General features: G+C 31.7%; 21 protein-coding genes and 2 other annotated features (1 of these 23 running past the window's edge). Of the genes, 20 read left to right on the top strand and 1 reads right to left on the bottom strand.

Going from position 1 to position 18,596, the window contains the following annotated elements:
• Positions 1 to 245 (top strand) — a binding site (T-box leader) (it extends 6 nt beyond the left edge of the window).
• 44 nt (positions 246 to 289) lie between these two features.
• The 5 genes from ACZ267_RS09415 to ACZ267_RS09395 all read left to right on the top strand — a co-directional run bounded on the left by ACZ267_RS09415 (position 290) and on the right by ACZ267_RS09395 (position 6,095).
• Positions 290 to 2,920 carry a valine--tRNA ligase gene (locus ACZ267_RS09415; protein WP_079449029.1) on the top strand — a complete coding sequence of 877 codons (2,631 nt, stop codon included), beginning with the start codon at positions 290 to 292 and terminating at the stop codon, positions 2,918 to 2,920.
• A gap of 11 nt (positions 2,921 to 2,931) precedes the next feature.
• A complete protein-coding gene (locus ACZ267_RS09410; protein ID WP_015364928.1) occupies positions 2,932 to 4,197 on the top strand; it encodes a bifunctional folylpolyglutamate synthase/dihydrofolate synthase in 1,266 nt (421 codons plus the stop codon).
• 109 nt (positions 4,198 to 4,306) lie between these two features.
• Positions 4,307 to 5,065 (top strand): prepilin peptidase, encoded by a 759-nt coding sequence (locus tag ACZ267_RS09405; protein WP_463680314.1) that lies wholly within the window; start codon positions 4,307 to 4,309, stop codon positions 5,063 to 5,065.
• On the top strand, positions 5,062 to 5,745 hold the full coding sequence (gene radC / locus ACZ267_RS09400; protein ID WP_002467425.1) for a RadC family protein: 684 nt from the start codon (positions 5,062 to 5,064) through the stop codon (positions 5,743 to 5,745). The genes ACZ267_RS09405 and radC overlap by 4 nt, the downstream gene beginning before the upstream one ends.
• Positions 5,746 to 5,813: 68 nt before the next feature.
• Complete coding sequence (locus ACZ267_RS09395) at positions 5,814 to 6,095, top strand: hypothetical protein (protein ID WP_002467418.1); 282 nt, start codon at positions 5,814 to 5,816, stop codon at positions 6,093 to 6,095.
• Positions 6,096 to 6,159: 64 nt separating this feature from the next.
• On the opposite strand, the gene ACZ267_RS09390 is transcribed toward ACZ267_RS09395, so the two are convergent.
• Entirely contained in the window at positions 6,160 to 6,339 is a 180-nt protein-coding gene (locus ACZ267_RS09390) for a hypothetical protein (protein ID WP_002467420.1), read from the bottom strand.
• Positions 6,340 to 6,500: 161 nt separating this feature from the next.
• Here ACZ267_RS09390 and ACZ267_RS09385 point away from each other — a divergent pair, with 161 nt between their 5' ends.
• From ACZ267_RS09385 to secDF, 15 genes are all read left to right on the top strand, one after another.
• The gene (locus tag ACZ267_RS09385) at positions 6,501 to 6,980 is read left to right on the top strand and encodes a DUF4930 family protein (protein ID WP_002467424.1); all 480 of its coding nucleotides are present in this window, start codon (positions 6,501 to 6,503) and stop codon (positions 6,978 to 6,980) included.
• A gap of 77 nt (positions 6,981 to 7,057) precedes the next feature.
• Positions 7,058 to 7,207 (top strand): hypothetical protein, encoded by a 150-nt coding sequence (locus tag ACZ267_RS09380; RefSeq protein ID WP_002467422.1) that lies wholly within the window; start codon positions 7,058 to 7,060, stop codon positions 7,205 to 7,207.
• A gap of 235 nt (positions 7,208 to 7,442) precedes the next feature.
• The gene (gene mreC, locus ACZ267_RS09375) at positions 7,443 to 8,285 is read left to right on the top strand and encodes a rod shape-determining protein MreC (protein WP_015364930.1); all 843 of its coding nucleotides are present in this window, start codon (positions 7,443 to 7,445) and stop codon (positions 8,283 to 8,285) included.
• Positions 8,285 to 8,806 (top strand): rod shape-determining protein MreD, encoded by a 522-nt coding sequence (gene mreD, locus ACZ267_RS09370; RefSeq protein WP_002466557.1) that lies wholly within the window; start codon positions 8,285 to 8,287, stop codon positions 8,804 to 8,806. Before mreC ends, mreD begins: the two co-directional genes overlap by 1 nt.
• A 33-nt stretch (positions 8,807 to 8,839) precedes the next feature.
• Positions 8,840 to 8,952, top strand: a sequence feature (ribosomal protein L21 leader region).
• A gap of 12 nt (positions 8,953 to 8,964) precedes the next feature.
• Positions 8,965 to 9,273 (top strand): 50S ribosomal protein L21, encoded by a 309-nt coding sequence (gene rplU, locus ACZ267_RS09365; protein ID WP_015364931.1) that lies wholly within the window; start codon positions 8,965 to 8,967, stop codon positions 9,271 to 9,273.
• A gap of 2 nt (positions 9,274 to 9,275) precedes the next feature.
• Positions 9,276 to 9,596 (top strand): ribosomal-processing cysteine protease Prp, encoded by a 321-nt coding sequence (locus tag ACZ267_RS09360; RefSeq protein ID WP_002466559.1) that lies wholly within the window; start codon positions 9,276 to 9,278, stop codon positions 9,594 to 9,596.
• An 11-nt stretch (positions 9,597 to 9,607) separates the two neighbouring features.
• Positions 9,608 to 9,892: a 50S ribosomal protein L27 gene (gene rpmA, locus ACZ267_RS09355; RefSeq protein WP_002451796.1), complete on the top strand. Its 285-nt coding sequence runs from the start codon at positions 9,608 to 9,610 to the stop codon at positions 9,890 to 9,892.
• 201 nt (positions 9,893 to 10,093) lie between these two features.
• Positions 10,094 to 11,386 (top strand): GTPase ObgE, encoded by a 1,293-nt coding sequence (gene obgE, locus ACZ267_RS09350; protein ID WP_015364933.1) that lies wholly within the window; start codon positions 10,094 to 10,096, stop codon positions 11,384 to 11,386.
• Positions 11,387 to 11,397: 11 nt separating this feature from the next.
• Positions 11,398 to 11,853, top strand: coding sequence for an ACT domain-containing protein (locus tag ACZ267_RS09345; RefSeq protein WP_002467506.1), 456 nt, complete (start codon positions 11,398 to 11,400; stop codon positions 11,851 to 11,853).
• Positions 11,854 to 11,869: 16 nt separating this feature from the next.
• Positions 11,870 to 12,472, top strand: a complete 603-nt coding sequence (ruvA, locus tag ACZ267_RS09340) for a Holliday junction branch migration protein RuvA (RefSeq protein ID WP_002467509.1) — start codon at positions 11,870 to 11,872, stop codon at positions 12,470 to 12,472.
• Positions 12,473 to 12,505: 33 nt separating this feature from the next.
• Positions 12,506 to 13,510: a Holliday junction branch migration DNA helicase RuvB gene (ruvB, locus tag ACZ267_RS09335; protein ID WP_002467511.1), complete on the top strand. Its 1,005-nt coding sequence runs from the start codon at positions 12,506 to 12,508 to the stop codon at positions 13,508 to 13,510.
• Between the two features lies 1 nt (position 13,511).
• A complete protein-coding gene (gene queA, locus ACZ267_RS09330; protein ID WP_015364934.1) occupies positions 13,512 to 14,537 on the top strand; it encodes a tRNA preQ1(34) S-adenosylmethionine ribosyltransferase-isomerase QueA in 1,026 nt (341 codons plus the stop codon).
• A gap of 21 nt (positions 14,538 to 14,558) precedes the next feature.
• A complete protein-coding gene (gene tgt, locus ACZ267_RS09325) occupies positions 14,559 to 15,698 on the top strand; it encodes a tRNA guanosine(34) transglycosylase Tgt (protein WP_002451802.1) in 1,140 nt (379 codons plus the stop codon).
• Positions 15,699 to 15,713: 15 nt separating this feature from the next.
• Entirely contained in the window at positions 15,714 to 15,974 is a 261-nt protein-coding gene (yajC, locus tag ACZ267_RS09320) for a preprotein translocase subunit YajC (RefSeq protein ID WP_002451803.1), read from the top strand.
• A gap of 338 nt (positions 15,975 to 16,312) precedes the next feature.
• A complete protein-coding gene (gene secDF / locus ACZ267_RS09315; protein ID WP_019235939.1) occupies positions 16,313 to 18,592 on the top strand; it encodes a protein translocase subunit SecDF in 2,280 nt (759 codons plus the stop codon).
• Positions 18,593 to 18,596 lie beyond the last annotated feature (4 nt).

Genomic DNA, 18,596 nt, shown 5'->3' with positions numbered 1-18,596 from the left:
ATAATATTTGGGAAGAGTATGTTTTAATTACTTTTTAGAGAGTGTATGGTTGGTGAAAATACATAGTAATTACTACTGAAGGTAGCCCACTTAGTCCTTTTGCTGAATGAACGAAGTAAAGAGTAGGCAGAAGCGTGTTTGAGCGTTAATCAAATTCTAGAGTGCTCGAAAGTAGAAGGTTGATTTATTTACAATCTAACTACTTTCTTGAATATAGGTGGTACCACGGAACATCCGTCCTATGTATATAGGATGGGTGTTTTTTATTTTTTTGAGGAGGATTTACTTTATGGAAATGAAACCGAAATATAATCCACGCGAAGTAGAAGCGGGAAGATATGATGAATGGGTAAAAAATGGTTATTTCAAACCATCAGAAGATAGTAATAAAGAAACATATACAATCGTTATTCCACCACCAAATGTAACAGGTAAATTACATTTAGGCCATGCTTGGGATACAACATTACAAGATATTATTACTCGTATGAAGCGTATGCAAGGTTATGATACTTTATATCTACCTGGTATGGATCATGCTGGTATTGCTACACAAGCTAAAGTAGAAGCTAAACTAAATGAACAAGGTATTTCACGTCATGATATTGGTCGTGAAAAATTCTTAGAACAAGCTTGGGATTGGAAAGAAGAATATGCAAGCTTCATCCGTAAACAATGGGCTAAATTAGGATTAGGATTAGATTATAGTAGAGAACGTTTTACTTTGGATGACGGTTTAAGTAAAGCTGTTAAAAAAGTGTTTGTTGACCTTTATAACAAAGGCATTATTTATAGAGGCGAACGTATCATCAACTGGGATCCTCAAGCTCGTACCGCTTTATCTGATATAGAAGTGATTCATGAAGATGTACAAGGTGCATTTTATCACTTTAAATACCCATATGCTGATGGGGATGGATATATTGAAATCGCTACAACACGTCCAGAAACGATGTTAGGTGATACAGCTATTGTTGTTAACCCGAATGACGAGAGATATAAAGACGTAATTGGCAAAAAGGTTATATTACCAATAGTTGGTAGAGAATTACCAATATTAGCTGATGAATACGTAGATATCGAATTTGGTTCTGGTGCTATGAAAGTAACGCCAGCTCATGACCCTAATGACTTTGAAATTGGTCAACGTCATCAATTAGAAAATATTATAGTAATGGATGAAAAAGGACACATGAATCATCATGCTGGTAAATATGAAGGCCTTGAGCGTTTTGAATGTCGTAAACAGTTAGTTGAAGACTTAAAAGAACAAGATTTAGTCATTAAGATTGAGGAACATATGCATTCTGTTGGTCACTCTGAACGTTCTGGTGCAGTAGTAGAACCATATTTATCTACACAATGGTTTGTTAAAATGAAACCTTTAGCCAAACGTGCTTTAGATAATCAAAAAACAGATGATCGTATTGATTTTTATCCACCTCGATTTGAAAATACATTTAATCGTTGGATGGAAGAAATTAGAGATTGGACTATTTCAAGACAGCTTTGGTGGGGCCATCAAATTCCTGCATGGTATCACAATGAAACTGGAGAAGTTTATGTAGGAGAAAATGCACCAGAAGATATTGAAAATTGGACTCAAGATGAAGATGTTTTAGATACTTGGTTTTCTAGTGCATTATGGCCATTCTCAACTTTAGGTTGGCCAGACGTTGAAGCAGAAGATTTTAAACGTTATTTCCCAACTAATGCATTAGTGACAGGTTATGACATTATTTTCTTCTGGGTTGCACGTATGATTTTCCAAGGGTTAGAGTTCACAGACCGTAGACCATTTAATGATGTATTGTTACATGGCTTAGTTAGAGCAGAAGACGGTAGAAAAATGAGTAAATCATTAGGCAATGGTGTAGATCCTATGGATGTTATTGATGAATATGGTGCAGATAGTTTAAGATACTTCCTTGCCACAGGTTCTGCACCAGGTCAAGATTTACGTTATTCAACTGAAAAGGTTGAATCAGTATGGAATTTCATTAATAAAATATGGAATGCCGCAAGATTTAGTTTAATGAATATTGGTGAAGACTTTAAAGTTGAAGATATTGATTTATCAGGAAATTTATCTTTAGCAGATAAATGGATATTAACGCGTCTAAATGAAACAATCGCTACAGTTACAGATTTAAGTGATAAATATGAGTTTGGTGAAGTAGGTCGAGCGTTATATAATTTCATTTGGGATGAATTCTGCGATTGGTATATTGAAATGAGTAAGATACCTATGAATGGCGAAGATGAAGATCAAAAACAAACGACACGTTCTGTATTAAGTTATGTGTTAGATCGCATTATGAGAATGCTACATCCATTTATGCCATTTGTTACAGAAAAAATTTGGCAAAGCTTACCTCATGATGGAGAAACAATTGTTCAAGCATCTTGGCCAACTGTAAATGAGGAACTCATGTTTGATGATAGTAAGCAAACGATGCAACAATTAGTTGAAATTATAAAATCAATAAGACAATCTCGATTAGAAGTAAATACACCACTATCTAAAGCTATTCCAATTATGATTCAGGCTAAAGATAATAATATTCAATCTACACTAACAGAAAATGCTGACTATATAGAAAGATTCTGTCATCCAAGTGAATTGACAATCAATGTTGATATCGACATCCCAGAGAAAGCAATGACGTCTGTTGTATTAGCGGGTAAAGTCATCTTACCTTTAGAAGGTTTAATTGATATGGATAAAGAGATTGCACGTTTAGAAAAAGAATTAGATAAACTACAAAGTGAATTATATCGCGTCGATAAAAAATTGGCCAATGAAAACTTTGTCAATAAAGCACCTGAAAAAATTATTAATGAAGAAAAAGAAAAGCAAAAGCATTACCAAGAAAAATATGATGGTGTAAAAGCAAGAATTGAACAATTAAAAGCATAGGAGTATGTATCATGAATTACCTAGATAGCTTGTATTGGATACATGAAAGAACTAAGTTTGGCATCAAACCAGGCGTTAAACGTGTGGAATGGATGCTTGAAAAACTAAATAACCCACAACAACGTATTAAAGGCATACACGTAGGCGGTACAAATGGAAAAGGATCGACAGTGGCATATTTAAGAGCAGCTTTGGTTGAAAATAACTATGAAGTTGGTACTTTTACATCTCCATTTATTGAAACTTTTAATGAACGTATTAGTTTAAATGGATATCCTATTTCAAATGATGAAATTGTTGAGTTAGTTACTCGTGTTAAACCAATAAGTGAAGCGTTAGAAGTTGAAACAGAGTTAGGCAATGCAACTGAATTTGAAATTATTACTACAATGATGTTTTTATACTTTGGTGAAGTACACCCAGTTGATTTTGTTATTGTTGAAGCGGGTTTAGGTATTAAAAACGATTCAACCAATGTATTTAATCCAATTATGTCTATTTTAACGAGCATAGGTTTAGATCATACTGACATCTTAGGCAACACTTATTTAGATATAGCCAAAGACAAGGGAGATATCATTAAACCTAATACACCAGTAATTTATTCTGTGAAAAATGAAGATGCATTAAAATATATTAGAGACTATGCAGTTGAACAAAATGCAACACCTATTGAGCTTGATAGAGAAATTATTGTAGTTTCTCAAGATGATGAATTTACTTATAGATATAAAGATTACGAACTTGAAACAATTATTTTAAATATGTTGGGTGAACATCAAAAAGAAAATGCATCATTAGCTATAACGGCATTAATTGAATTAAATGAATCAGGAATCATAGAACTTGATTTTAATAAAATGATTGATGGTATTGAATCAGTCAATTGGATCGGTAGAATTGAACAAGTTAAAGAACATCCATTAATGATTATTGATGGTGCGCATAATAATGAAAGTGTAGATGCTTTGATTGATACTATTAAACAATATTATGGTCGTGATCAAATTGATATTTTATTCTCAGCGATTAAAGGAAAACCAATTTGTGATATGTTAAACAAATTAGAAGACATTGCATCTCACTTTTATATCACCGATTTTGATTTTCCCAAAGCTTTATCAAAAGAAGAAATTGCTGAAAATATCAATAGAAATAATGTTGAGCTAATAGATGATTATGTAGAATTTTTAGAGAATTATGATGGAAAAGGTTTAATTATTACAGGTAGCTTATATTTTATAAGCGAAGTTAAATCTAAAACAAAATTTGATTAGAATATAATTTTTATATAAATAAAGCCAAGGTTTCTAAATTTTATAGAAATCTTGGCTTCTTTATTAATTTTGGATCGAGGTACAACCATTTTTATATAAAATTGATAATATGTTTTTGTTTTATTATTGTGATATAATCTTTTTGAAAGGAGTAGTCATGTTGATTTACACATATGTATCCTCAGTACTATTTAGCTTCTTATATCAGCTTTCAACTAATGATAATTTTAATAAAAGATACCTAATATTAAGGTCCCAATGTGATTTTTGTCAAAGTAAATTAAAATATTATGATTTAATTCCAATTATAAGCTTCCTTATTTTAAAAGGTAAGTCGAGATGTTGTAAGCAATCATTAAACTATAGTTACTTGATAGGTGAGTTACTTGCATTACTACCAATCTTGCTTGTCTATTACCAACTAATCAATATTAATCCTCAACTTTATTTAATTTCCTTTCTGTTTTTATTAGTTATGTCAATCAATGATATAGAAGATTATTCTATTAATTTATATTTTTTAATTATCTTCACAACTGTTTTATTATTTACGACTCAGATTTTCCTAAATACTTTTATCCTTACATTTATAATTAGTCACTTATTCTATATATTTATGAATCATTATATTGCCTATGGAGATATTCTTCTATTTAATATTCTATCTTTATTCTTATCAATGAACTTCATGTTTTACCTTATTCTTTTCACTTTTATGATAGGTGGTTTGATAACCATAATCATTAAAACCTTTTTTAATCACAACATTAAATATATCCCTCTTATTCCATTTATCTTTTTATCGTTTATTTTTGTTTCTAGTTTTTATCCTTATTTAATCGAACTATTTGGAGGTGTTCCTTTTTGAGAATCAAAGAAATGGCTAATTCAGAGAAACCGCGTGAGCGATTAGTAAATAATGGTGCTGCATCATTATCCAACTCAGAATTGTTAGCAATACTTATTAATACAGGTAGAAAGGGCTGCTCTAGTATTGAAATTGCAAATGAATTATTAAGTGGTATAAAATCGTTGAAAGAATTGAAAAAGTTCTCAATCAACGATTTAATCAAAGTCAAAGGTATTGGTTATCATAAAGCTATAACCTTAAAAGCTGCATTTGAGATAGGGGAGCGAATAAATAGTGTATCTCAACACGAAGTAATTAAAATTACTTGTCCTGCAGATGTTGCAGATTTAATGATGTCGAAGCTTAAAGATTTACAACAAGAACATTTTTATGTTCTTTTATTGAATTCCAAAAATATTGTTATTAAACAAAAATGTATTTTTGTAGGAACACTAAATAGTTCTATTATTCACCCTAGAGAAATTTTTAATGTTGCAATTAAAGAATCATGTAATTCAATGATAGTGGTTCATAATCACCCGTCTGGTGATGTTACACCTTCTGAAGAAGATATTAATACAACTATTAGATTAAGAGATTGTGGAATGATTTTAGGTATTAATGTATTGGACCATATTATTATTGGAGATAATCAGTTTACGAGTTTAGTAGAATGTGGTTACTTTGATAATGAATAGTTTAAATCTAGAATAAATAGAAATGGAATAGTATAATAGATAAAAAGAGACACCAGGAGGTCATTAAATTGACTATATTTCTTATTATTGGGGTACTTATTCCAATTGTTTTTATCATGCGATTAAATGCTAAAAATCAAAAAATGACAATAAAACTATTTTTATACACAATAGGATTGTCTATATTAGGTATTGTAGTGACAACTGTCATCGGAACGATAGTAGCTCATTCACATTCATCAATTGGTTTAGTTGTAATAGGTTCAATTATTGTAGGTGCTATTTGGGGTATTTTATTAGGTTTAAGTTACATTTGCTTTAGATTTTTATCTACTACATTTAAAAAGTGATTTTACTTAAAAAAGCTATGAGGAATTAATGCAATGTTGTGCATTGATTCTCATAGCTTTTAAATTATTGAATATATGCGATTAATTTATCATAGTTATCCATTAACCAAATAATGCCTTGATAAGCAAGATAAATACATAATAGTATTATACCTGCAGATATTAAAAAGCGGATGATTGATATACCTACTCTAAACAATAAAATAACAAGTAATACAATTAATATAATCGATAATAAACTCATTATGGAAAACCTCCTAACGACACGAAACTCATATTAATATTATACTCAAATTGATAGTTAAATACATCCGTCTATAGGTACATCTAGGATACTTCCTTAGACCTATATATTTTTTACTAATAATTTAATATAATGACTTAAATGGTAAAGGAGGATATATTATGAGGTTCATATTCAGTATAATAAAAAATATTATAGCAGTTATAGCTATTTTAATCATTATCTATATCGCGTTAAAGTATGCGCCTTTTTTAAGGGACCAAGAGTGGAATCCAATTAGTAATCCTCCAAATCAGACTGAGCAAAATATGGATAACCCAAATAATAATACAAAACAACCGCAACATGGTAAAAGATATTCAATAGAAGACAATGATATAATCAAGAACGTACCTACAAGTCAAATCAAAAATGTATTTAATATGATCAATAAAAAAGAATTTATGTCAGTATCAGGAATCGGAAGAATGGGATATAATGATGAATATTTAGCTGGTCAAAGAGGCGATGAATTTATTATTTATAAATTCGGTTCTGATTCAATTCGAGTATATAATAATGAGTTTGAAATGCAACAAGATTTACATGAGTTGGGACAAAATATTGAATTAAAAAATGAACAGGCATTTGAAAATAATTAGTTTCTCATGTTTGAAATCCTTTTTCAAATAAGTTAGCCTTTATATAGAGAGTAAAAAGATAAAGGTTGGTGTGGACAATGGTTGAAAAATCAAAAGAAAAGCGTGCCAACGAACAAGCTAAAGCTCAAAACCTATTTGCACGTTGGAGAAAAGAAGAGACGCTTTATAGCGAAGATGAGAAAAAAGAAAGAAAAAAACAAGAAAAACAACAAAAAGAGAATAAATAACGTGATACATTTAAGACTACTAACTTATGACAAGTTGGTAGTTTTTTAATTATTCTTCAAAATATTAGTGGATGATTCACACATTAAAATTGTTAAAATGCAGGTAGTTTTCTTCAATAGTGAGTGATTATAATATAAAATGATTTTATTAAGCGTTAGTGCTTTATTTCATTTCAGCAGTAATATAGAATAGTGAGGAAGAATAAATTTTAAAGTTTTATAAGAGGTGTTCTGGGTGCTTAAATTTTTCAAAAATAACAAACTCATTGTTGTTTTATGTGCAATTATTGTTTTTATTGCATTAATTGGTTTGTCTATTCGCTCTCAATCTCAATCACCTCCCGAGCAATATGTAGGAGATTCTGTTTCATTTGGTCAACGAGTGATGAGTTATCCTGTAAATTTTGTTACTGGAGCAATTGGTAATATTTTTAATATGGGTGAATCGAAAGAAACTAAAAACAAAGTCAAACAATTAGAAGCTAAAAATCAACGATTAGAGGCTGAAAACAAGAAGTATAAAAAGGAATTAGATATGAAAGATATATCTAAATATGATCCGATTTCTACTACTGTTATAGCAAGAAATCCAGACCAATGGATGAATACTATAGTCATTGATAAAGGTTCTAAAGCTGGTATCAAAAATAATATGGCTGTCATGACATCTGAAGGATTAATTGGAAGAACTACTAAAGTAAATCAATTTTCTTCACAAGTGGATTTAATTTCTACGAATACAAGAGCAGGTAAATTATCAGTTAATATACAGCATAAATCTAAAAATGTATTTGGATTAATAGATCATTATGATGCGAAAAATGAAGAATTAGTTATTAGCGATATCAATAATAAAGATAGTATTTCCAAAGGCGATAAAGTTGTAACGAGTGGTTTAGCAGATCAACTTCCAAGCAGTTTATACATAGGTGAAGTGACAAGTGTAGAGAATGATCAATATGGTTTAGCTAAGGAAGTAAGAGTGAAAACAGGTGCAGATTTATCAGATTTAAATCATGTATATGTTGCTAAGCGAGACGCTGCTTCACTTCCTAAAGATGAAAGCGGGGATAACTAATGCGAGGAATATATTATTTCTTGATTGGTATTCTACTTTTTTATATTGATACTATTATTGGTTTAGTCATTCCTATGCACTTCGGTAAAATTGATGTCATTTTTGTACCACACTTAACTTTAATGTATTTATTAATTTTAACCATTTATCGCAGTTTTGGTGTGGCTTTAATATTAGCAATATTTTTTGGTTTAATAACTGATTTATATTTTGGAAGTATTTATGGTCTGTACATGTTTGGTTATATATTAGCTGTAGTGGTTATGGATAGATTTTTTAAAATATTCTATAAGGATAAAGTCATGATATTTATTATTATTTTGGTAAGTACTCTCTTAATAGAAATATACGTGGCATTAATTTATGGATTAATTGGATTTATACAATTTAATCTGTTAGAGTTCTTATTACTTAGATTATTACCAACGTTTATCCTCAATATAATCCTATTAACAATTCTATATCCTATCATGTTAAAATTTTTGAGGAAAATACAAATCAAGATTGACAGTAGGATATAAGTAATGGTAAGATGCAGTAGTTGAGTAGTTTCAGGCTACATACAACCGCTCAAATATAGGTCAAAGTACAAATTGTATTTTAATTAATGATAATTTTAATTAAAATGCCGATATGTCACCTATATATGGCGTGACTTATAATATAGGAGGTGCAAAGTATGTTTGCTATTATTGAAACAGGTGGAAAACAAATCAAAGTAGAAGAAGGACAAGAAATTTACGTTGAAAAATTAGACGTAAACGAAGGTGATTCTTTCACATTTGATAAAGTATTATTTGTAGGTGGAGATTCAGTTAAAGTTGGTGCGCCAACAGTTGAAGGTGCTACTGTTACTGCAACTGTTAATAAAAACGGTCGTGGTAAAAAAATCACTGTATTCACATACAAACGTCGTAAGGACTCTAAACGTAAAAAAGGCCATCGTCAACCATATACAAAATTAACTATCGATAAAATTAACGTGTAATAATGATTACTGTTGATATTACAGTTAATGATGAAGGCAAAGTAACAGATGTCGTTATGGATGGTCATGCTAATCACGGTGAATATGGTCATGACATAGTCTGTGCTGGTGCCTCAGCCGTATTATTTGGTAGTGTTAATGCAATTATGGGATTGACGTCAGAAAAACCGGATATCGATTATAGTGATGACGGCGGTCATTTTCATATAAGAAGTGTTGATACAAATAACGATGAAGCTCAATTAATTCTTAAAGCAATGCTTGTATCTTTACAAACTATTGAAGAAGAATATAATGAAAATATCAGATTAAATTATAAGTGAGGTGTATCCCGATGTTAAAATTAAACTTACAGTTCTTCGCATCTAAAAAAGGGGTAAGTTCTACAAAAAACGGACGTGACTCTGAATCTAAACGTTTAGGTGCTAAACGTGCTGACGGTCAATACGTAACAGGTGGTTCAATTCTTTATCGCCAACGTGGTACTAAAATTTACCCTGGTGAAAATGTAGGTCGTGGTGGCGATGATACATTATTCGCTAAAATCGACGGCGTTGTTAAATTTGAACGCAAAGGTCGAGACAAAAAACAAGTTTCTGTATATGCAGTAGCTGAATAATTTTGTCTAGTTAACACCAGAAGTGAAGGCTTCTGGTGTTTTCTTTTGTTTAAAATCTTATTCTAAAGGAAACAAATTATCAGATTGAATCAAGTAGATACCTTAAGATTCAATTTAAGAATTAAAATTTTTCTACAAATGGACTTAATGATATAATTAAACAGATCATGAATACAAAAATGAGTAAAAGAGGTGAGATATATGTTTGTCGATCAAGTGAAAATATCTCTTAAAGCAGGAGATGGTGGTAATGGTATTACCGCATACAGAAGAGAAAAATATGTACCATTCGGTGGACCAGCTGGTGGCGATGGTGGTAAAGGTGCATCAGTAATATTTGAAGTAGATGAAGGTCTACGTACATTATTAGATTTTAGATATCAAACGCACTTTAAAGCTAAAAAAGGAGAAAATGGGCAAAGTAGTAACATGCATGGAAGAAATGCAGAAGACTTAGTATTAAAAGTACCACCCGGCACAATTGTTAAAAGTGTTGAAACTGAAGAAGTCCTTGCAGACTTAGTTGAAGATGGTCAACGCGCTATAGTAGCAAAAGGTGGTCGTGGAGGTCGTGGTAACTCACGTTTTGCGACACCTAGAAACCCTGCACCAGACTTCAGTGAAAATGGTGAGCCAGGTGAAGAAATCGATGTCACACTTGAATTAAAATTATTAGCGGATGTAGGTTTAGTAGGTTTTCCTAGTGTAGGTAAATCAACTTTATTATCAATCGTTTCTAAAGCTAAACCTAAAATTGGAGCGTATCATTTTACAACAATCAAACCAAATTTAGGAGTAGTTTCTACACCCGATAATAGAAGTTTTGTTATGGCTGACTTACCAGGTTTAATTGAAGGTGCATCAGACGGCGTAGGTTTAGGCCATCAATTTTTACGACATGTTGAACGTACAAAAGTAATTGTACATATGATTGATATGAGTGGTTCAGAAGGGCGTGATCCTATCGATGATTATCACGTCATTAATAAAGAATTAGTGGCATATAAGCAACGTTTAGAAGATCGACCACAAATTATAGTAGCAAATAAAATGGATATGCCAGATGCAGAAGAGAATTTAGAATTATTCAAGGAAGAAATCGGTGACGACCATATTATTATTCCGTTATCTGCAGTGTCAAGAGATAATATTGATCAATTATTATATACAATTGCTGATCAACTTGAAAAAGTAAAAGACATTGATTTCTCTGTTGAAGAAGATGAAAATGTTGGTGTTAACCGTGTTGTATACAAACACACACCATCTCAAGATACATTCACAATTACAAGAGATGATGATGGTGCATATGTTGTGAGTGGTAATGCAATCGAAAGAACATTCAAGATGACAGACTTTAATAGTGATCCAGCGGTACGTCGTTTCGCAAGACAAATGCGTTCAATGGGTATTGATGATGCCTTAAGAGCTAGAGGCTGTAGCAACGGAGATATCGTAAGAATTCTTGGTGGAGAATTCGAATTTATAGAATAGGAGTGTGAAAGATGGACAATAAAGAATATAAGAAGTTTTATCTTATACGTGAAGATGTTTTACCTGAATCTGTAATTAAAACATTAAAAATAAAAGATGCATTAAAAAATAATTCTGAGTTGTCCATCTATGAGGCCGTAAAACAATACGGCTTGTCAAGAAGCGCTTTTTATAAATATAGAGAAACTATATTTCCTGTAGATGAAAAATTATTAGACCATCGTGAATTCACTTTAATTCTATATGTCAATGATATTGTAGGTATGTTGGCTCAAGTATTAAATACAATTTCTCAATTACATTTATCTGTACTTACAATACATCAAAGTGTACCGATGAATGATAAAGCAACGATTACCTTATCGTTAAATGCTTCATCTTCTGATTTAATGATAGATGATGTAGTAATTGCCTTAAGAGAAATTGAACATGTGTCTAAAGTAGAGTTAATAAGCATGAGTATGTAAATGAGGATGTGCTAAAATGTACGCGTATATTAAAGGTAAGCTAACACAATTGTTTCCTACACACGTCGTGGTAGACGTTAATGGTGTTGGATACGAAATTCAGACACCTAATTCATATCGTTTTCAAAAATATTTGGATAAAGAAGTTCAAATATTTACATCATTAATTGTTAGAGAAGATGCACAACTACTTTATGGTTTTATTAATGAAGAAGAAAAAGATATGTTTTTAAGTTTAATTAAAGTTACGGGAATAGGACCAAAGTCAGCATTGGCTATACTTGCAACAAGTACACCAAATGAAGTAAAACAAGCCATTGAGAATGAAAACGATGCATATCTAACTAAATTCCCAGGTATCGGTAAGAAAACTGCACGACAAATAGTACTAGATTTAAAAGGCAAAGTTCAAATTACGGAAGAAAATACTGACACACTTTTAAATGTTATGAATGAATCAAATGCCAATGAATCTATGATTAAGGAAGCGATGTTAGCTTTAGAAGCATTAGGTTATTCAAAACGTGAGTTATCTAAAGTTGAAAAGGTTCTAAAACAATCCAATATGGAATCAGTGGATGAAGCTGTTAAAATCGGATTACAAACATTAGTGTCATAATAACCTAACATCAAAATGAAAGGGGGAGATATTATGGATGAAAGAATGGTCGATCAATCTGCACATAATGAAGAATCTGACTTCGAATTATCTTTACGACCTACTAAATTAAAGCAGTATATCGGTCAATCTTCTATTAAAAGTAATTTAGAAGTATTCATTAAAGCAGCTAAACTGAGAGAAGAACCTTTAGATCACGTTCTCTTATATGGTCCCCCAGGGTTAGGTAAAACAACATTATCTAATATTATAGCCAATGAAATGGACGTTAATATTAGAACAGTATCTGGACCTTCATTAGAACGTCCTGGAGATTTAGCAGCAATTTTATCTGGATTACAACCAGGAGATGTATTGTTCATTGATGAAATACATCGTTTAAGTAGTGTTGTTGAAGAAGTATTATATCCTGCGATGGAAGATTTTTTCTTAGATATTATTATAGGTAAAGGTGATGAAGCACGAAGTATTCGTATTGATTTACCACCTTTTACACTTGTTGGTGCTACAACACGAGCAGGCAGTTTAACTGGCCCTTTAAGAGATCGATTTGGCGTCCACTTACGATTGGAATATTATAATGAAGCAGATTTAAAAGAAATTATTATAAGAACTGCGGAAGTACTAGGAACTGGTATAGATGAAGAAAGTGCTATAGAATTAGCAAAACGTTCTAGAGGAACGCCACGTGTAGCGAATCGTTTATTAAAAAGAGTGAGAGACTTTCAACAAGTTAATGAAGATGATCAAATTTATATTGAAACTACGAAGCGCGCATTAAAACTATTACAAGTAGACGATTATGGTTTAGATTATATTGATCATAAGATGATGAATTGTATATTGAATCAATATAAAGGTGGTCCTGTTGGACTTGATACCATTGCCGTGTCAATTGGTGAAGAACGTGTAACTATTGAAGACGTTTATGAACCTTTCTTGATTCAAAAAGGTTTCTTAGAACGTACACCTCGAGGAAGAAAAGCGACACCGTTAGCGCATGAACATTTTGGCAATTCTAATGAAATGAGGGAGTAAGTTGAATATTGAAGATTTTGACTATGATTTACCTGAATCTCTAATCGCGCAAACACCTTTAAAAAATAGAGACCAAAGTAGATTGTTAGTATTAAATAGAAAAAATGGAAATATGGAACATCTACATTTTAAAGATGTTATTAATTATTTTAATCCTGGTGATACGTTAGTTTTAAACGATACTAGAGTAATGCCAGCAAGACTTTTTGGATTAAAAGAAGAAACTGGCGCTAAAGTTGAGATGCTTATGTTAACTCAAATTGAAGGTAATGACTGGGAAGTATTGTTAAAGCCGGCTAAACGTATTAAAGTTGGAAATCAATTGAACTTCGGTGATGGAAAAATAATCGCTGAATGTATTGAGGAGTTAGATCAAGGCGGTAGAATTATGCGCTTGCACTATGAGGGTATACTCCAAGAACGACTTGATGAACTAGGTGAGATGCCATTACCACCATATATTAAAGAAAGATTAGACGATCCTGATCGTTATCAAACTGTTTATGCTAAAGAAAGTGGATCTGCTGCAGCACCAACTGCAGGACTACATTTTACAGATGAACTTCTAGAGTCAATTAAAGCTAAAGGCGTGAATATCGCTTTTATTACATTACATGTTGGTCTTGGTACATTTAGACCAGTAAGTGTAGATAATATTGATGATCATGAGATGCATAGTGAATATTATCAAATGACGCAAGAAACTGCAGATTTATTAAATAAGACAAGAAAAAATGGTCATCGAATTATTTCAGTAGGTACGACATCAACCAGAACACTAGAGACAATACGCAGAGATCATTCGGAATTTGTTGAAAAAAGTGGTTGGACAGATATCTTTATCTATCCAGGTTTTGAATATAAAGCTATCGATGGCTTGATTACTAACTTCCATCTTCCTAAGTCAACGTTAGTAATGTTAGTGTCAGCGTTTAGTAGCAGAGAATATATTTTAAATGCATATCAAAAAGCTGTTGAAATGGAGTATAGATTCTTTAGTTTTGGAGATGCAATGTTAATTATATAAAAGAATGTGAGGATTATAAATATGCCTGCAGTAACATATGAACATATTAAAACTTGTAAACAATCAGGTGCACGTTTAGGAATTGTACATACACCACATGGTTCGTTTGAAACACCAATGTTTATGCCGGTTGGAACTAAAGCAACTGTTAAAACAATGAGTCCTGAAGAATTGCGTCAGATTGAGGCTAAGATCATTTTGGGAAATACATATCATTTGTGGTTGCAACCTGGAAATGATATTATCAAACACGCTGGGGGACTGCATAAATTCATGAATTGGAACGGACCCATTCTAACCGATTCTGGAGGATTTCAAGTATTTAGTTTAAGTAATCTACGTAAAATCTCAGAAGAAGGTGTCGAATTTAGACATCATACGAATGGTTCAAAATTATTTTTAAGTCCAGAGAAATCAATGGAAATACAAAATGATTTAGGTTCAGACATTATGATGGCATTTGATGAATGTCCACCTATGCCATCTGAATATAAGTATGTCAAAGATTCAATTGAGAGAACAACTCGTTGGGCAGAAAGATGTTTAAAAGCGCATGCCCGTCCTGAAGATCAAGCGTTGTTTGGCATTATTCAAGGTGGCGAATATAAAGATTTACGTGAACAAAGTGCGAAAGAGCTTGTTGAGTTAGATTTTCCTGGATATGCAATTGGTGGACTTTCAGTAGGAGAGCCTAAACCTGTAATGTACGAAATGGTTGAACATACTGAACAATTTATGCCGAAAGATAAACCTAGATATTTAATGGGTGTCGGATCTCCCGATGCATTAATCGAATGTAGTATCCGAGGCATGGATATGTTTGATTGTGTATTACCTACTCGTATTGCTAGAAATGGTACATGTATGACTTCTAATGGACGTTTAGTAATCAAAAATGCCAAGTTTGCGGATGATTTAAGACCATTAGATGAAAATTGTGATTGCTATACATGTAAAAATTATTCTAGAGCATACATTAGACACTTGATCAAAGCAGAAGAAACCTTTGGTATCCGTCTTACTACTATTCATAATTTACATTTTCTGCTAAAATTAATGGAAGATATTAGACAAGCCATTCGAGAAGATAGACTTTTAGACTTTAAAGCTGAATTCTTCGAACAGTATGGATTAAATGTAGATAACCCTAAAAACTTTTAAAGAGGAGAATGTAACATGCAATTTACATCATTGATATTACCGATCTTATTGTTGGTTCTAATGTATTTCTTCTTAATTAGACCACAACAAAAACGTGCCAAAGAGCATCGTGAAATGATTAGTCGTGTAGAAGCTGGTCAAAAAATCACTACAATTGGTGGTATTAAAGGTACAGTTAAAGCAGTTGATGAAACAACAGTAGTTGTTACTGTTAATGGTCACGGCACAGAAATGACTTTTGAAAAACCAGCTATTAAACAAGTAGACCCTTCATAGTAGTATGTTATTGAAGCCTGAGGCATTATTGTCTCAGGCTTCAATTATATTTACCTGTAGCTAAATAAACGTGACTAGATAACTTTAAGTTAAAATATATTCTTCTTTATCAAATTGAGAATTGTTTCCAGTAATTAAATAATGCTAGTGATGACTTAGTATCAGTATTTTTGTTATAGTTTTGTATTAATTTAATTGAAAAAGTTATCAATAATTTCACTATAAAGTGTAGTATGTTAATATAGATAGGTCATAGGAGTTATTCATTTGACTCCGACTTGCAAATATAAGGATTAATCGAGTATTCTAGTATCATAAGTAAATAATGAGGTGTTCATGTGAAGAAAAGTAGTAGATTGATTGCATTCTTACTACTGGTGATCCTTCTGTTCGCAGGTATGGGTCTTACATATAAGAATGTGATTAAGAATGTTAACTTAGGCCTTGATTTACAGGGTGGATTCGAAGTGCTTTATCAAGTTGATCCGTTACATAAAGGTGACAAAATTGATAAAAATGCGTTGCAATCTACAGCGCAAACACTAGAAAATCGTGTTAACGTTTTAGGTGTTTCTGAACCTAAAATCCAAGTTGAAGATCCAAATAGAATTAGGGTTCAACTTGCTGGTGTGAAAGATCAGAAAGAGGCAAGAAAGATTTTATCATCACAAGCTAATTTAACCATTCGTGATGCGGATGACAAAGTTAAATTAAGTGGTGCTGATATTAAACAAGGATCAGCGAAACAAGAATTTAAACAGAATACGAATGATCCTACAGTTACATTTAAAGTAAAAGATAAAAATAAATTTAAAAAAGTAACTGAAGAAATATCTAAAAAGCAAAATAATGTTATGGTCGTTTGGTTAGATTTCAAAAAAGGCGACAGCTATAAGAAAGAAGCCGACAAGAAAGATCCTAAGTTTGTATCTGCGGCAAATGTTGATCAACCAATCAATTCAGATAGCGTAGAAATTTCTGGTGGATTCCATGGTCAAGAAGGCGTTAAAAAAGCAAAACAAATTGCTGAATTATTAAACGCAGGTTCTTTACCAGTAGATCTTAAAGAAATTTATTCAAACTCAGTTGGTGCTGAATTTGGTCAAGATGCACTTGATAAAACAATCTTTGCATCAGTTTTAGGTGTAGCAGTAATCTATCTATTTATGTTAGGTTTCTACAGATTACCAGGACTTGTAGCCATCATTGCATTAACAACATATATATATCTAACACTTGTAGCCTTTAACTTTATTTCAGGTGTACTTACACTACCTGGTTTAGCTGCCTTAGTGTTAGGTGTAGGTATGGCAGTAGATGCCAATATTATTATGTATGAACGGATTAAAGATGAGTTGAGAATTGGTAGGACACTTAAACAGGCATATTCTAAAGCCAATAAAAGTTCTTTCTTAACTATCTTTGACTCTAACTTAACAACCGTGATTGCTGCTGCAGTACTGTTCTTCTTTGGTGAAAGTTCAGTAAAAGGTTTCGCAACAATGTTGTTATTAGGTATTTTAATGATATTTGTAACTGCAGTGTTCTTATCTAGATTACTATTATCATTATTAGTTTATTCCAATTTATTTAAGAAAAAATATTGGTTATTTGGTGTTAAAAAATCAGATAGACATGATATTAGTGAAGGTAAAGATGTCCATGACTTAAAAACATCATTTGAAAAATGGAATTTCGTTAAACTAGCTAAGCCGTTAATTTCATTAAGTATTTTGATTGTAGTAGTAGGACTAGTTATTCTTTACATTTTCAAATTGAATTTAGGTATAGATTTCTCTGCTGGTACGCGAGTAGACTTACAATCTAAAGAATCACTTTCTCAATCTAAAGTTGAAAAAGTAGTGAAAGATGTTGGATTAGAACCAGATCAAATTCAAATAAATGGTTCAGGTAATAAAAATGCTACTGTTCAGTTTAAACAAGATTTATCACAAGCTAAAGATAATCAATTAAGTGATAAAATGAAATCTGAATTTGGTAACTCACCACAAATTAATACAGTTTCACCATTAATTGGACAAGAATTAGCTAAAAACGCAATGCTTGCGTTAGTATATGCAGCGCTGGGTATTATTATCTATGTATCATTACGTTTCGAATGGAGAATGGGATTATCCTCTGTCTTAGCTTTATTACACGACGTATTCATTATAGTCGCTGTGTTCAGTTTACTTCGATTAGAAGTTGATTTAACGTTTATCGCTGCTATCTTAACTATTGTTGGTTATTCTATTAACGATACCATCGTTACATTTGACCGAGTTCGGGAAAACTTGCATAAGATAAAAGTGATTACATCAACTGAACAAATTGATGACATCGTTAACAGATCAATTAGACAAACAATGACACGTTCTATTAATACAGTTTTAACAGTTGTTGTCGTTGTTGTTGCAATTCTATTATTTGGGGCACCAACAATCTTCAACTTCTCATTAGCTTTATTAATCGGTTTAATTTCAGGCGTGTTCTCTTCAATCTTTATAGCCGTCCCATTATGGGGAATTATGAAGAAACGTCAATTGAAAAAATCATCTAATCACAAATTAGTTGTATTTAAAGAGAAAAAATCAAATGACGAAAAAATCGTAGTTTAATAAC

The sequence above is a fragment of the Staphylococcus sp. AC872 genome (assembly GCF_979255425.1).
The sequence above is the reverse complement of the archived record's forward strand: the minus strand, read 5'-3'. Positions and strand labels throughout refer to the sequence as shown.

Bases quoted from the DNA above. Each gene is read 5' to 3' on its own strand.
- yajC (WP_002451803.1), top strand. From the start codon at position 15,714: ATGCAATTTACATCATTGATATTACCGATCTTATTGTTGGTTCTAATG.
- obgE (WP_015364933.1), top strand. From the start codon at position 10,094: ATGTTTGTCGATCAAGTGAAAATATCTCTTAAAGCAGGAGATGGTGGT.
- mreD (WP_002466557.1), top strand. From the start codon at position 8,285: ATGCGAGGAATATATTATTTCTTGATTGGTATTCTACTTTTTTATATT.
- ACZ267_RS09380 (WP_002467422.1), top strand. From the start codon at position 7,058: ATGGTTGAAAAATCAAAAGAAAAGCGTGCCAACGAACAAGCTAAAGCT.
- ruvA (WP_002467509.1), top strand. From the start codon at position 11,870: ATGTACGCGTATATTAAAGGTAAGCTAACACAATTGTTTCCTACACAC.
- ACZ267_RS09385 (WP_002467424.1), top strand. From the start codon at position 6,501: ATGAGGTTCATATTCAGTATAATAAAAAATATTATAGCAGTTATAGCT.
- ruvB (WP_002467511.1), top strand. From the start codon at position 12,506: ATGGATGAAAGAATGGTCGATCAATCTGCACATAATGAAGAATCTGAC.
- ACZ267_RS09405 (WP_463680314.1), top strand. From the start codon at position 4,307: ATGTTTTTGTTTTATTATTGTGATATAATCTTTTTGAAAGGAGTAGTC.
- rpmA (WP_002451796.1), top strand. From the start codon at position 9,608: ATGTTAAAATTAAACTTACAGTTCTTCGCATCTAAAAAAGGGGTAAGT.
- rplU (WP_015364931.1), top strand. From the start codon at position 8,965: ATGTTTGCTATTATTGAAACAGGTGGAAAACAAATCAAAGTAGAAGAA.
- tgt (WP_002451802.1), top strand. From the start codon at position 14,559: ATGCCTGCAGTAACATATGAACATATTAAAACTTGTAAACAATCAGGT.
- ACZ267_RS09360 (WP_002466559.1), top strand. From the start codon at position 9,276: ATGATTACTGTTGATATTACAGTTAATGATGAAGGCAAAGTAACAGAT.
- ACZ267_RS09415 (WP_079449029.1), top strand. From the start codon at position 290: ATGGAAATGAAACCGAAATATAATCCACGCGAAGTAGAAGCGGGAAGA.
- ACZ267_RS09345 (WP_002467506.1), top strand. From the start codon at position 11,398: ATGGACAATAAAGAATATAAGAAGTTTTATCTTATACGTGAAGATGTT.
- ACZ267_RS09410 (WP_015364928.1), top strand. From the start codon at position 2,932: ATGAATTACCTAGATAGCTTGTATTGGATACATGAAAGAACTAAGTTT.
- ACZ267_RS09390 (WP_002467420.1), bottom strand. From the start codon at position 6,339: ATGAGTTTATTATCGATTATATTAATTGTATTACTTGTTATTTTATTG.